The 13,210-nt window shown below is 37.3% G+C and carries 13 protein-coding genes; 7 read left to right on the forward strand and 6 right to left on the reverse strand.

The window, feature by feature from the left end; translation table 11 throughout:
* Positions 1 to 6: 6 nt before the first annotated feature.
* From B4A24_RS05435 to dnaN, 4 genes are read right to left on the reverse strand one after another with little or no spacing between them, the layout of a single operon-like run.
* On the reverse strand, positions 7 to 579 hold the full coding sequence (locus B4A24_RS05435) for a CAP domain-containing protein (RefSeq protein ID WP_293943372.1): 573 nt from the start codon (positions 577 to 579) through the stop codon (positions 7 to 9).
* Positions 580 to 622: 43 nt separating this feature from the next.
* Entirely contained in the window at positions 623 to 1,270 is a 648-nt protein-coding gene (locus B4A24_RS05440) for a DedA family protein (protein WP_293943374.1), read from the reverse strand.
* A gap of 24 nt (positions 1,271 to 1,294) precedes the next feature.
* Positions 1,295 to 1,957 (reverse strand): DedA family protein, encoded by a 663-nt coding sequence (locus tag B4A24_RS05445; RefSeq protein ID WP_104384746.1) that lies wholly within the window; start codon positions 1,955 to 1,957, stop codon positions 1,295 to 1,297.
* 14 nt (positions 1,958 to 1,971) lie between these two features.
* Positions 1,972 to 3,093: a DNA polymerase III subunit beta gene (gene dnaN, locus B4A24_RS05450; protein ID WP_293943377.1), complete on the reverse strand. Its 1,122-nt coding sequence runs from the start codon at positions 3,091 to 3,093 to the stop codon at positions 1,972 to 1,974.
* Positions 3,094 to 3,302: 209 nt separating this feature from the next.
* On the opposite strand from dnaN, the gene B4A24_RS05455 reads away from it, so the two are divergent.
* The 7 genes from B4A24_RS05455 to B4A24_RS05485 all read left to right on the forward strand — a co-directional run bounded on the left by B4A24_RS05455 (position 3,303) and on the right by B4A24_RS05485 (position 9,103).
* A complete protein-coding gene (locus B4A24_RS05455) occupies positions 3,303 to 4,445 on the forward strand; it encodes an ATP-binding protein (protein ID WP_293943379.1) in 1,143 nt (380 codons plus the stop codon).
* A gap of 10 nt (positions 4,446 to 4,455) precedes the next feature.
* Complete coding sequence (locus B4A24_RS05460) at positions 4,456 to 5,841, forward strand: PSP1 domain-containing protein (RefSeq protein ID WP_293943381.1); 1,386 nt, start codon at positions 4,456 to 4,458, stop codon at positions 5,839 to 5,841.
* Between the two features lie 53 nt (positions 5,842 to 5,894).
* The gene (locus B4A24_RS05465) at positions 5,895 to 6,359 is read left to right on the forward strand and encodes a gliding motility lipoprotein GldH (protein WP_293943383.1); all 465 of its coding nucleotides are present in this window, start codon (positions 5,895 to 5,897) and stop codon (positions 6,357 to 6,359) included.
* Positions 6,359 to 7,408: a tetraacyldisaccharide 4'-kinase gene (gene lpxK / locus B4A24_RS05470; protein WP_293943385.1), complete on the forward strand. Its 1,050-nt coding sequence runs from the start codon at positions 6,359 to 6,361 to the stop codon at positions 7,406 to 7,408. Before B4A24_RS05465 ends, lpxK begins: the two co-directional genes overlap by 1 nt.
* Before the next feature lie 81 nt (positions 7,409 to 7,489).
* Positions 7,490 to 7,858, forward strand: a complete 369-nt coding sequence (locus B4A24_RS05475; protein WP_293943387.1) for a hypothetical protein — start codon at positions 7,490 to 7,492, stop codon at positions 7,856 to 7,858.
* Between the two features lie 387 nt (positions 7,859 to 8,245).
* Positions 8,246 to 8,632, forward strand: a complete 387-nt coding sequence (locus B4A24_RS05480) for a hypothetical protein (RefSeq protein ID WP_172392535.1) — start codon at positions 8,246 to 8,248, stop codon at positions 8,630 to 8,632.
* A 60-nt stretch (positions 8,633 to 8,692) separates the two neighbouring features.
* A complete protein-coding gene (locus B4A24_RS05485; RefSeq protein WP_293943390.1) occupies positions 8,693 to 9,103 on the forward strand; it encodes a hypothetical protein in 411 nt (136 codons plus the stop codon).
* A 147-nt stretch (positions 9,104 to 9,250) separates the two neighbouring features.
* On the opposite strand, the gene dnaA is transcribed toward B4A24_RS05485, so the two are convergent.
* Both dnaA and dxs read right to left on the reverse strand, forming a co-directional pair.
* Positions 9,251 to 10,675: a chromosomal replication initiator protein DnaA gene (gene dnaA, locus B4A24_RS05490; protein WP_104384755.1), complete on the reverse strand. Its 1,425-nt coding sequence runs from the start codon at positions 10,673 to 10,675 to the stop codon at positions 9,251 to 9,253.
* Between the two features lie 558 nt (positions 10,676 to 11,233).
* The gene (gene dxs / locus B4A24_RS05495; protein WP_293943394.1) at positions 11,234 to 13,162 is read right to left on the reverse strand and encodes a 1-deoxy-D-xylulose-5-phosphate synthase; all 1,929 of its coding nucleotides are present in this window, start codon (positions 13,160 to 13,162) and stop codon (positions 11,234 to 11,236) included.
* Positions 13,163 to 13,210: the final 48 nt, after the last annotated feature.

Here is a 13,210-nt window from a genome sequence, read left to right on the forward strand (position 1 = left end):
TTTTCTTTACCAATCATGCTTTGCAATAATAACAACGAGATAGCTTTCATAAGGTTTGGCTCCCCTGCACTTCACATACCCGATCCCAATATCATACAGCGACCCGTTCCATTGATCCATCCCTAGCAGATGCGTACGATGATGATAACCGGGCGCTTCTTTTCCGATGATCAATGCTTTTATAGCATCGGTCGCGCTGGCGCGATTAGCAGCAATGGATTCAAAATTATTAGCATTCCTTTTTTTTACCCAGGACTGATTTAAATGATATCCGGCTTCTTCAATAAAATAATTGGGACCATAGCCCTCGGGAGAGACGTGATCAAAATAACCACGTTTTGCCATATCCTTAGCCCGGTATTCCGCTACTTCGGCAAGCTGCTTGTTCCAATTAAGCTTTGTTCGGGTAATCTTACGGAGATTAAATAGCTTCAGTTCCCTTTTATATTTTTCGGGATTTGTTCGAATTTTATTCAACAGTTCGTAAGCTTCTTTTGCTTGACCACGATCTACAATGGCACGCTGTGCCCAAGCTAACTGTGTGACGAATAAGGTAAATGTTAAAATGAAATATTTCATATCAATCCTTTAACCTTAAAAGACTGATTTTAGTATTTGACGTTTAATCTTTTTTTGACCTTTTAACCATCAAAAACTGTATCACCATGGGTATTAAGCTAATAAATATGATCGCCAATACAACTAATGAAAAGTTATGCCTGAAATAGGGAATCTGTCCAAAAAAGTAGCCGCCCAGGATAAATAAGGATACCCATAGAATACCACCCATTATATTATACTTACCAAAAATAGTATATGGCATCTTTCCGACACCTGCCACAAAAGGAGCAAATGTTCGGACAATAGGGACAAAACGAGCATAAACAATGGTTTTAGTACCATATTTAGCATAGAAATCCTGCGTCTTCCGAAGATAAGATGGTTTAAAAATTTTTGATTCAGGTTTAAAAACCCTGGCTCCAAAATACTTGCCGATCTCATAATTAACAAAATCGCCTGAAATCGCTGCGCATATCAAAATAAATAAGAAAAGTGATAATGATAAATTACTTTCAGGACGTGCAATAATGGCACCTAAAGCAAATAAAACTGAATCTCCTGGAAGAAATGGCGTCACAACAAATCCTGTTTCGGCAAAGACAATCAGAAACAGAATCAAGTAAGTCCAGCCGGCATAGGTATTGACGATCTGTATCAGGTGTTGATCAATATGCAGGATAAAATCGACCAGTTGAGAAACAACTTCCATAGGCAATAAATCAAAAAGGGAATCCTATTGGACCCCCTTCTTAGTTTTTATTTTCTCTTTTACCAATTCAAATATAATAGGTAATACCGATATGAAAATGATCAGCAGTACCACTTTAGAAAAGTTATCTCTAATAATTGGGATATTGCCCAAAAAATAGCCCGCCAATGTAATACCTCCTACCCATAATATTGCTCCAACAACATTGTAAGTAATGAAAGTACCATAATTCATCTTTCCGATACCACCAACAAATGGAGCTAAAGTACGTACAATAGGGACAAAACGAGCAATTACAATTGTTTTACTGCCATACTTTTCATAAAAAGCGTGTGTTTTGGCAATCTGCTCATCCTTGACAACCTGTTTGCCAAAAAGCTTGAATTTTGTCAATCGCATCCCAAAATGCTTTCCGATGGAGTAATTGAGAGAATCACCAGTTACTGCAGCAATCAATAAAATCAATATCATTAACCAAACATTCAATTCATTTGGTTGTGCAGCAAGCATTCCCCCAGCAAACAATAAGGAATCTCCGGGTAAGAAAGGCATGACAACCACCCCTGTTTCAACAAAAATAATGAGAAACAAAATAAGGTATGTCCACAACTGATAGTCATTGACAATTTCAACCAAATGTTTATCAATATGGAGAATAAAGTCAATAAGGTGTGTAATTATTTCCAAAACCGATCAGAAGATTAAGCGTTATTCAACATCACAGGCATAACCAACATCAAAATGTCTTCATGATCTTCAGATGTTGCAGGAATCAATAAACCAGCACGATTTGGTGTACTCATTTCGATAACGACCTCTTCACTTTCAAGGTTGTTTAACATCTCAACCAGAAACTTGGCATTAAAACCTATTTCCATATCATCCCCTTCAAATTGACAAGACAAGCGCTCATGTGCTTCATTGGAAAAATCCAAATCTTCAGCTGAGATATTCAATTCGCTACCTGATATCTTCAACCGTACTTGATGTGTCGTTTTATTAGCGAAAATGACAACCCTTCTTAATGTATTTAAGAAAAGTAATCTATCAACCGTCAGTTTATTTGGATTGACCTGAGGAATTACCGCAGCATAATCAGGATAACGCTCATCGATCAAACGACAGATCAAATTGATATTGCCAAAGCTAAAAAATGCATTGGTCTGATTATATTCAATTGATACAGTTGTATCATCCGAAGGTAGTGACGATTTTAGTAGAGAAAGTGCCTTCTTAGGTAAAATAAGTGAAGCCGGTTTTTCAGCACTGATATCCGATCTGGTGTAACGTACCAATTTATGTGCATCTGTGGAAACAAAAGTCACATTTTTCTCAGCCAATTGGACTAAAACCCCAGACATCGCCGGTCTTAATTCATCATTGCTTACCGCAAAGATAGTCTTGCTGATCGCTTCCGAAAGTACTGGAGCTGGCATTTGGATAATAGACCCATTATCAATTGAAGGAATTTTAGGAAAATCATCTGCATTTTCTCCACTCAATTTATATTTACCATCACCGGCGCTGATCTCAATAGCCAATGTATTCATGTCTACTGAAAAAGCAACAGGCTGATCGGGGAGAGTTTTTAATGTTTCTATCAAGATCTTCGAAGGCATAGCTACTCTTCCTTCTTCTTTTGCCTCAATCGGTAAAGAAGTAACCATACTTGTCTGCAGATCTGTAGCAGAAATAGTCAAGTTATTGTCTTTTATTTCAAAAAGAAAGTTTTCCAGAATTGGTAAAACAGTACTTGTACTAGATGCTCCATTGATAGCTTGTAACTGCTTTAATAAAATTGATGTTGATACAATGAATCTCATTTCCTAATTACTAATTATTATGTGCAATAATACACAAATTAATCAATATTTTCCCGTTTTGTAAACGCCTTTCTTTCCACATACAAAGATTTATAGCACTTAATTAAGCAATTGTATTTCAATTAATAAGCACGCTTTCAAAAGTATAGAAAACAAATACGCCCTGATAAATCACAATATTTATTACATTTGTATAATAGCAATAGTGTATGCAGTTTAAAGATATCATTGGGCATAAAGACATCAAAGAACATCTTGTTCATACGGTTCATGAAAACCGTGTGAGCCATGCACAATTATTTTTGGGCCCAGAGGGTTCAGGAAGCCTTGCGCTGGCCTATGCCTATGCCCAATTTCTCAACTGTGAAAATAAACACGCTACGGATAGTTGTGGCGAATGTCCATCTTGTCGAAAATATAGCAAGCTGATTCATCCAGATTTGCACATGTCTTATCCGTTTATTGCCAAACACAAAGAAGATACAGCAGCTGACTACGCTGAAAGCTGGCGAAAGTCCTTTTTAACCAATCCTTACATGGGATTGGAATACTGGCGAAATCAGTTGGACGCGGATAATAAACAGGTTAATATTAATATTGCCGAAGCACATGGTATCATCAAGAAATTGAGCCTTAAAGCTTTTGAGGCTGAATATAAAGTTTTGATCATGTGGCTCCCCGAATACTTGGATACCCAAGGCAACGCTTTATTAAAATTGATTGAAGAGCCACCCGAAAAAACCTTATTTATTCTTGTTGCAGAAAATCAAGATAAAATTTTAAATACTATTATTTCACGGACACAGTTGGTCAAAATAAAAAAATTAGACCATGCTGAAGTCACACAATATTTGAAAACAACGCATCAACTTTCTGATCAGGAAGCATCCGAAATAGCTTTTATAGCAGATGGAAACTTGCAGGAAGCACTTAATCAGCTAAGTACACAGACGAATAACCATTTTGGAATTTTAGTTAACTGGCTGCGATTTATCGTATCAGATGCTGGCACAAATATGATCTCTTTAGTGGAAGAGGATTTATCCAAAATGGGTCGTGAAAATCAGAAAAGCTTTCTTTTTTATGCAATCAGCATGATGCGACAGATTATTTTAGTTAAGGAAGGCCTCTCCAGTCTTGTATTTTTACCTGTAAAAGAATTGGATTTTGTCCAAAAATTTGCAGTACATTACACAGTGGAACAAATTGAAGCAACAATAAATCTATTTGAGGAAACGCACTATTTTGTAGAAAGAAATGCAAATCCCAAAATATTATTTTTAGATTTATCTTTGCAGTTAACATTAATATACAAATACAAAACGTTTCCGAAAGGAACTCAATATATATAAATAGAAAACTATGGGATGTGGCAGTTGCTCATCCGGCGGAGGTTGCGGTACTACCACGGCAAGTGGAACACCGGCAGGATGCCAAAATAATGGCTCTTGCATGACCAGCGGATGTAATAAATTAGATGTATATGACTGGCTTTCCGATATGGATATGCCATCAAACTATAAACCATTCAATATCGTAGAAATACGATTCAAGGGATCTCGAAAAGATTTCTTTATTAATGTAGACAACCTATACCTTGAGATGGGAGAAATGGTCGTTGTAGAACCCTCAACGGGAGGATATGACGTTGGCCATGTTTCTTTGACGGGTGAACTGGTCAGGCTGCAATTGAAAAAGAACAATGTTACCGCAGAATCGGTCACAAAAAAGATCTATCGGAAGCCAAATGAAGTGGATGTAGAAAAGTATAATGCCGCAAAAGATCTGGAATGGGAAACCATGCATAAGGCACGTAAGCTTGCTTTGGATCTGGGCTTATCCATGAAAATTTCTGATGTAGACTATCAGGGCGATAAAACAAAAGCGACGTTTTATTATACTGCCGAAGGCCGTGTCGATTTTCGTGAATTGATCAAGAAGATGGCCGAAGCATTCCGTATACGGATAGAAATGCGCCAGATCGGAATGCGCCAGGAGGCAAGTCGCCTTGGCGGTATCGGATCCTGTGGCCGTGAACTTTGTTGCTCTACCTGGCTGACAGATTTTAAAACCGTATCCACTTCAGCAGCGCGCTATCAGAATCTATCGTTAAATACGTTAAAGCTAGCCGGGCAATGCGGTAAATTGAAATGCTGTCTCAATTATGAATTGGACAGCTATATGGATGCGCTGAAAGACATTCCTAACAATATTGACCGTATTGAAACACTAAAAGGTGTGGCTTATCTACAGAAAACAGATATCTTCAAAAAAATGATGTGGTTTTCTTTCCCCGGAGCAGAAAACTGGATTGCAATGCCAGTTCAACAAGTCAAAGAACTTGTCGAAATGAATAAGCAGGGTATCAAACCAGAGGCCATATCAAGCGCAATAGAGACCGAAGATATCCGGGAGGAGAAGATTGTCAACTACGATTACGAAAATGTAGTCGGCCAGGATAGCTTAACACGCCTGGATGACCGTAACAAGAGAAAGAAAAAGCGGAAAACTAAAAGCAATAGTAACGCTAAACCGGAAAATAAGAATGGCCAGAAAAGCGATAAAGCTGAACAAAATCCACCAAAACAGGCCATAGCTAAACAGCAGAACAATCCGGATAGTGCTGTTACGGCAACGGCTGGCAAAGAGAATAAAGAAGGGCAAAATAATAGGCCTAAAAAACGCTTTAATCGGCATAGAAATAAAAACAGAGGTAACAATAACAACTCTGCCTCAAAACCAGAATAAAACGAATATGCCTAATTTTAAAATGTTAGGCATATTCTATTTATAGATTTAAAATGAAAATAAAGGCTTTTCTTTTTGGAACTTTATGTATCGGTTTATGGGCATCTTGCGACCAGACCGCTATTTTAAATGAGAATAAACCAATCGAAAATAAGACTTGGTTATACACCTCACGTCCAAGTTTTCAATTTCATATCAGTGATAACACGAAGAAATACGATGTATTTATGGATGTACGCCATACACCTGAATATGCTTTTTCTAATCTCTTTGTGTTGATTTACCAACAGGGTCCCAATAAGAAAACATATACCTTCCGTAAGGAAGTTAAATTGGCAAAATCCGATGGAAAGTGGACCGGAAAATCATCGGGTAGTCTTTACAATCAGCAGGCTATTCTCCATAAAGATTATATATTTCCGGACACCGGATTATATACAATATCCATTGAACAGAATATGCGAGATAATCCTTTAAAAGAAATTACAGATATTGGCTTGACAGTAATACCAAAGTAATGTGGACCTTTTTACGATATCTCCTCCTTCCTTTTTCCCTGATCTATGCTGTAGTCGTATGGTTAAGAAATCGGCTCTATGATTTTCACATACTACCGGTTCGATCTTTCGATATACCTACCATTGTCATTGGCAACTTAGCCGTTGGTGGTACGGGAAAAAGTCCTATGACCGAATTTGTTGTCTCCTATCTTAGCAACAAGTATAATCTCGCAATCCTCAGCAGGGGCTATGGTCGAAACACAAAAGGATTCCGAATGGTAGAAACAGATTCTTTAGCGCTAGATGTGGGCGATGAACCATTACAGTTCAAAAACAAGCTTCCAAATGTCACCGTAGCCGTATGTGAAGATCGATCTACAGGCATAGAAAAACTACAGGCAGATCATCAGCTTATTATCTTGGATGATGCCTATCAACATCGAAAATTATCGCCTTTATTTAATATCCTCTTATTCGATTTTCGATCTTTTTCACAACCTATGTTTGTATTTCCTGCGGGAAATTTCAGGGACTTACTTATTGAATCTAAACGGGCGCAAATCATTGTCATTACAAAGTGTCCAGTCAATATTTCCGATGAACACAAGGTTAATATTGAAAAAAAACTGCGTCGGTATAACAAAAAAGCCGTAATTGCATTTAGCCATATAACCTATTTCGAACCAGTTAATAGTGATGGAAAACATATTGATATCGAAGGTAAAGATATCGTTTTAGTGACAGGGATTGCCAAACCGCAACCATTAGCAGACCATATTACCAAAAAAGCAAAGTCAGTCAGCCATATTTCTTTTCGGGATCACCATACATTTACCGACGCAGACATTGACCGCATCATTAAAACATTCCAATCCTTAAATAGTACCAATAAAATAATATTGACCACCGAGAAGGACTATCAACGGCTAAAACCATATAAAGCACTATTCGATACAATAGAACTCGTTTATCTGCCGATAGGGTTAAAATTTAATGATTTACAGCAAAGTACTCAATTTTGTAATATTTTAAGTGATACAGTCGCTTCAAGTGTTAATCAACCTTAAATTTTGTTAAGGGCTAATATTTTAGTAAACTTTTTCGTCAAATTTATATTCAAAAGAAAAGTAAACTTAAAATATAAGGCGATGAAAAAGAAAACTTTAATGGCAATAAGTGGCCTACTTTTGGCTACAACCGTAGCTTTTGCGCAGCAGCGTCAACAACGGAGTCCAGAAGAACATGCGAAGATGCGTGTAGAACATCTGGACAAACTACTTACACTTAATCAAGTGCAAAAAGATTCCATCTATAACCTTACATTAGCCAATGCCCAACAGCGCGCAGCGCAAAAAAATGATGGTGGAGACCGCAAAGCCAATATGGAAAAAATCAAACAGCTCCAAGAAGCGCAGGCGACCAAAATAAAGTCTTGGCTCACTCCTGATCAAATCAAATTATTTGATGAGCAGCAAGAAAAAATGAAGGATAGGATGTCTAAACGTTCTTCAAACTAATTTGCATAGAAAGGTCGGTTATTTATAATCGACCTTTTTTTATAGTGTTAATATATGACATAAACACAGTTATTATTTTCTGTTATTCAATTGCCCCCATTTATTAGCCATAAATACCATTATAAAGCCTTCCAGCATTATTTATCTATCTAAGCAAAATTTCCTCAAGTTTACACTGAACGTCTTTCCTAGACCTTTATTTGAACAAAACAATAGCAGGTCTATGTTATACTATGCCAAAAACACCTATTAAACTGATAATAAACACCATACACCCACATTTAGCGTTAAAAATTTGTTAAAGTAACATACTTGATACAATATAAATTGACTTTGATAGTTTTTATAGCAAGACATCATAGTTGTAACTTTTTAAATACAATAGATATGAAAAAGCTAATTTTAACAGGTATAGGGATGTGTCTGGCACTTAGCCTAACATTTGCCCAACAGGTCACACCAGAGGAAACTGCGGCAAAAGCCACTACCGAGCTGGTACAGAAGCTGAATCTGAACGATGAGCAGAAGACTGCCATATCCTCCATTCTATTGGATCAAGCAAAAGCAGAAGAAACAATTTTAAAAGACAGTACTTCCACTGCGGCTGCAAAAGGTGAAACCCTCAATAAAATTCAAACAGAAGTAGACGGCAAAGTGAGTCAATTACTGACGGAAGATCAAAAAACCATCTATCAGAAGGTAATTGCCGAACGCCCGGCAAAATCTGTCCCTACACCTACTGAACCTTCTAAAACAGAATCCAGTACGAATTAAACAACTAAAAAAACAGACGCTAATAAATTCATTGAATAATTTCATTTAAAATTAAACATCATGAAAAAGTTATTTTTAACCGGTCTAGGATTTTTCCTGGCAATGAGTCTCACCTTCGCACAGCAAACGACTCCAGAAGAAAATGCAACCAAAGTTGTGACCGAATTGGTCACAAAGCTTACGTTGAATGACGAACAAAAAACAGCCGTATCAACAATTGTATTGGATCAAGAAAAGGCAGTAGCGGCGCTTATACAGGATTCTACCACAACTCCTGAGGTAAAAAAAGAAAGCATTACAAAACTCCAGGGTGAATCAGATAGCAAAATTGCGCTATTATTGACTGATGAGCAAAAAGCAGCCTTTCAAAAATATATTGAAGAGCGGCCAGCGGTTGACATTCCCGCAACCCCAACACCACCAACAGAACAAAAGGAAAATAATAACGAAAACAGCAATCAACAACAATAATCATTTTACTCAATTAAGAGGAATGTATTAAACCTCTGGATATGCTTAGGCATATTCAGAGGTTTTTTATTATATCATCCTCCATGGTTACAAAAAAAGGCTGTCCAGATAGACAACCTTTTTACTTTAACTCGATATCAATCGACATTAAGATTTTAACTTCTTCATAATGTCGCTGACATAAGTCTTAAATTTCTTGTCAGTTTCAATTAAATCCTCAACGGTTTGACAGGCATAGATGACTGTTGAATGATCTCTTCCTCCAAAGAATGCGCCAATCGATTTAAGTGAAGATTTTGTGTGGGCTTTTGCTAAATACATCGAAATTTGCCTGGCCTGCACGATTTCACGTTTCCTGACCTTTGACTTTACCATGTCCACAGGAACTTCAAAGTATTCACAAACTAGTTTCTGAATAAAATCCATTGAAATTTCCTTGTGTGTATTTTTCACAAAATTCTTCAACATCGATTTAGCCAATCCCAAATCAATTTCCTTTTTGTTCAATGTTGATTGAGCCAATAGAGAAACCATTGCCCCCTCCAATTCACGAACACTGTTATCGATCTGTGTTGCTACATACTCCACGACATTTTCGGGTAACTCAATGCCATCAGAATACATTTTTTTCTTCAAAATCGCCATTCTTGTCTCAAGATCCGGAATTTGAATATCTGCAGATAATCCCCATTTAAAACGACTAAGCAATCGTTCTTCTAAACCAGCTAAATCTTTAGGCGCTTTGTCAGAAGTCAAAATGATTTGCTTCCCAGATTGATGCAAATGATTGAATATGTGGAAGAAGATATCCTGCGTTTTCTCCTTACCAGCAAAGTTGTGCACATCATCCATGATAATCACATCCATTGCCTGATAGAAATTTACGAAATCATTGATAGTATTATTTTTCAATGAGTCCACAAATTGTTGACAGAATTTCTCACAGGACACATAAATGACCAACTTATCGGGAAGATTTCTTTTAATTTCATTACCGATAGCTTGGGCAAGGTGCGTCTTTCCCAAACCTACATCACCATAGATCATTAAGGGGTTGAATGAAGTACCTCCCGGCTTGTTTGCCACAGCGTAGCCTGCAGAACGAGCAAGACGGTTACACTCACCTTCAATAAAATTCTCAAATGTGTAGTTTTGATTCAATTGCGGATCAACCTGCAATTTCTTTAATCCAGGAATAACAAATGGATTTTTGATATCTCTGTTCAAAGATACCGGCACAGGAATAGATTGCCTCTTACCCTCTGCTCCATTGCCATTCGATGGAAGATTAGTCGTATAGGGATGAGAAGCCGACGACTTCTCAACTACAATATTGTATTCCAATCTACCTTGTTCTCCCAAAAATTTCTTTACGGTCTTGCGAAGAATACCTACATAGTGTTCTTCCAACCACTCGTAAAAGAATAAGCTAGGTACTTGAATAGTCAAAACGTCACCCTCCAAACGGACTGCTTTCACAGGTTCAAACCAGGTCTTGAAACTTTGCGCTGGTATATTATCTTTGATAATCGAAAGACAATTATTCCAGACACTTGAATACGTTTTTTCCATTCTAAAATTGTTAATAAGTTGATTTACAATACGCGACAAAAAATATGTTGATAACTTTCTCTGAGAACGAAGATGACAAAAAAAAATCAGCTAAAAAACTAAAATATAAAATATTTAATAAAACCATATATATCAGCTAGTTAACTTGTAAAATTGTGGAAAACTTGCGCTAAAATTGATCTCTAAAAATAATTATTAACATTCCAAATTTATTTCAAAAAAAAGAACAAAAAAAGTAGTAAACATACTACAGATCAGTCTTAAAGGTCTAGAACTAAATTAACCAAAATAAAAGCGAAATACAACCTTTAGTTCATATATTTTTAATATTAAATTTATAAGAATTTAAAGTATGCTTAACAACATTACCCAGCATCTTTCTATTCTATTCCACAGCCCTTATCGAAAATAGAAAAGTATATTATTAGGTGCCATTGCTAGATCATTTTTGTAACATTACCATCTAGTAAAATTCAAAAAAAAACTGGTTTCAGCGCAAAAAAAAAGGAAATCCTTTAGAGGATTTCCTTTTTTTTTGCTCCATATAAGTGCTTAGATCTACCCAACCATCGTATGGGTAAATTTTCCATCACACATTTTCTTTCCTTCTTGCACAATTGCAGTTGCATCATAATGCGAATTCTTCCACTGGGTGCCCTGCTCAGCATGCTCAACAACGCGGTCGGGAATACCCAATCGTGCAACCTGGCTACTGTATCCATGGTCTGTCATAAACTCTAATACAGCAGAACCTATACCACCTTGTAGACAACCGTCTTCCACTGTGATTATCTTTTTAAATTTTTTAAAGACTTGATGCAATAAGGCTTCATCCAAAGGCTTTGCAAACCGCAGATCATAATGTGCAGGATGGATGCCCAATTCATTTAAACGCTGTACAGCCTTCACAGCTTCGTTTCCAATGGTGCCGAAACTTAAAATAGCAAGCTCTTCACCTTCAGTAATAATCCGTCCTTTTCCTACTTCTATTTCTGTAAATGGGCGACGCCAATCTGGCATCACACCATTTCCTCTCGGATAACGAATGACGAAAGGTCCCTTATTAGGTAATTGTGCCGTATACATCAAGTTTCTGAGCTCCTCTTCATTCATTGGAGCAGAAACCGTCATATTGGGGACACAACGCATAAATGCGATATCATAAGCTCCATGGTGTGTAGCCCCATCAGCTCCTACTACACCCGCACGATCCAGGCAAAAGACAACATTTAAATTCTGTAGGGCAACATCGTGGATAACCTGATCATAGGCGCGCTGCATAAACGACGAATAAATATTACAAAATGGTAATAAGCCTTGAGTCGCTAAGCCAGCACTAAATGTGACAGCATGTTGTTCCGCAATACCAACATCAAATGCCCTATCAGGCATTGCATTCATCATGATGTTCATTGAAGAGCCCGAAGGCATTGCTGGCGTAATACCAACGATTTTTTCATTCGCTTCTGCAAGTTCGACAAGTGTATGTCCAAAAACATCCTGGTATTTTGGTGCTACCGGTTTTTCACTGGAAGATTTCTTTATCTCTCCGGTAATTTTATCAAATAGACCCGGCGCATGCCATTTCGTCTGATCTTTCTCCGCAAGTGCAAATCCTTTTCCCTTAATTGTTACCACGTGTAGCAATTTGGGACCGGGTATATGTTTAAGATCCTCAAGCGTCTTGGCTAATTTCTTTACATCATGTCCGTCAACCGGCCCAAAATATCTAAAGTTCAATGACTCAAAAAGATTAGCATTCTTTAATAAAGTCCCTTTGATACTTTTCTCCAGTTTTTTAACAATACCGAGTGCATTTGGCCCTACTTCAGAAATTTTTGTCAGCACAGCTGCGATATCATCCCTAAATCTATTGTATCGTTTTGATGTCGTAATACTTGTCAAATATTCTTTCAGCGCGCCAACATTAGGATCTATCGACATACAATTGTCATTCAGAATCACCAATAGGTTAGATTTGGAAATACCAGCATGGTTCAATGCTTCAAATGACATTCCACCGGTCAAAGCGCCGTCTCCAATAACTGCAATATGCTGACGATCTTTTTCTCCCTTTATTTGGGAAGCAACGGCCATACCTAAAGCTGCTGAAATTGAGGTAGAAGAATGGCCCACCCCAAATGCGTCATATGCAGATTCAAAACGGTTCGGAAAACCCGAAATACCGTTTTCAATACGATTCGTATGAAATACCTCGCGACGTCCAGTCAGAATTTTATGACCATAAGCCTGATGGCCTACATCCCATATCAATTGATCATAGGGTGTATTCATTACGTAATGTAACGCCACCGTTAACTCAACGACTCCCAAACTTGCTGCAAAGTGACCACCATTCACCGAAACCTGATCAATAATAAATTGACGTAATTCCTGGCTTAGTTGTTCTAATTGGTCTTCCTTTAGCTTTTTAAGATCAGAGGGATCGTTTATTTTACTTAATAGTTCTCCAGCCTCAAATTGCATAGTACTGCTATTTACATTAAATGTTTACACAAAGTAACGACAATTTTA

Origin of the sequence: Sphingobacterium sp. UBA7249, assembly GCF_002472835.1 — a bacterium.
GTDB lineage: Bacteria > Bacteroidota > Bacteroidia > Sphingobacteriales > Sphingobacteriaceae > Sphingobacterium > Sphingobacterium prati.

Bases quoted from the DNA above. Each gene is read 5' to 3' on its own strand.
- B4A24_RS05435 (WP_293943372.1), bottom strand. From the start codon at position 579: ATGAAATATTTCATTTTAACATTTACCTTATTCGTCACACAGTTAGCT.
- B4A24_RS05440 (WP_293943374.1), bottom strand. From the start codon at position 1,270: ATGGAAGTTGTTTCTCAACTGGTCGATTTTATCCTGCATATTGATCAA.
- dnaN (WP_293943377.1), bottom strand. From the start codon at position 3,093: ATGAGATTCATTGTATCAACATCAATTTTATTAAAGCAGTTACAAGCT.
- B4A24_RS05455 (WP_293943379.1), top strand. From the start codon at position 3,303: ATGCAGTTTAAAGATATCATTGGGCATAAAGACATCAAAGAACATCTT.
- B4A24_RS05460 (WP_293943381.1), top strand. From the start codon at position 4,456: ATGGGATGTGGCAGTTGCTCATCCGGCGGAGGTTGCGGTACTACCACG.
- B4A24_RS05465 (WP_293943383.1), top strand. From the start codon at position 5,895: ATGAAAATAAAGGCTTTTCTTTTTGGAACTTTATGTATCGGTTTATGG.
- lpxK (WP_293943385.1), top strand. From the start codon at position 6,359: ATGTGGACCTTTTTACGATATCTCCTCCTTCCTTTTTCCCTGATCTAT.
- B4A24_RS05475 (WP_293943387.1), top strand. From the start codon at position 7,490: ATGAAAAAGAAAACTTTAATGGCAATAAGTGGCCTACTTTTGGCTACA.
- B4A24_RS05480 (WP_172392535.1), top strand. From the start codon at position 8,246: ATGAAAAAGCTAATTTTAACAGGTATAGGGATGTGTCTGGCACTTAGC.
- B4A24_RS05485 (WP_293943390.1), top strand. From the start codon at position 8,693: ATGAAAAAGTTATTTTTAACCGGTCTAGGATTTTTCCTGGCAATGAGT.
- dnaA (WP_104384755.1), bottom strand. From the start codon at position 10,675: ATGGAAAAAACGTATTCAAGTGTCTGGAATAATTGTCTTTCGATTATC.
- dxs (WP_293943394.1), bottom strand. From the start codon at position 13,162: ATGCAATTTGAGGCTGGAGAACTATTAAGTAAAATAAACGATCCCTCT.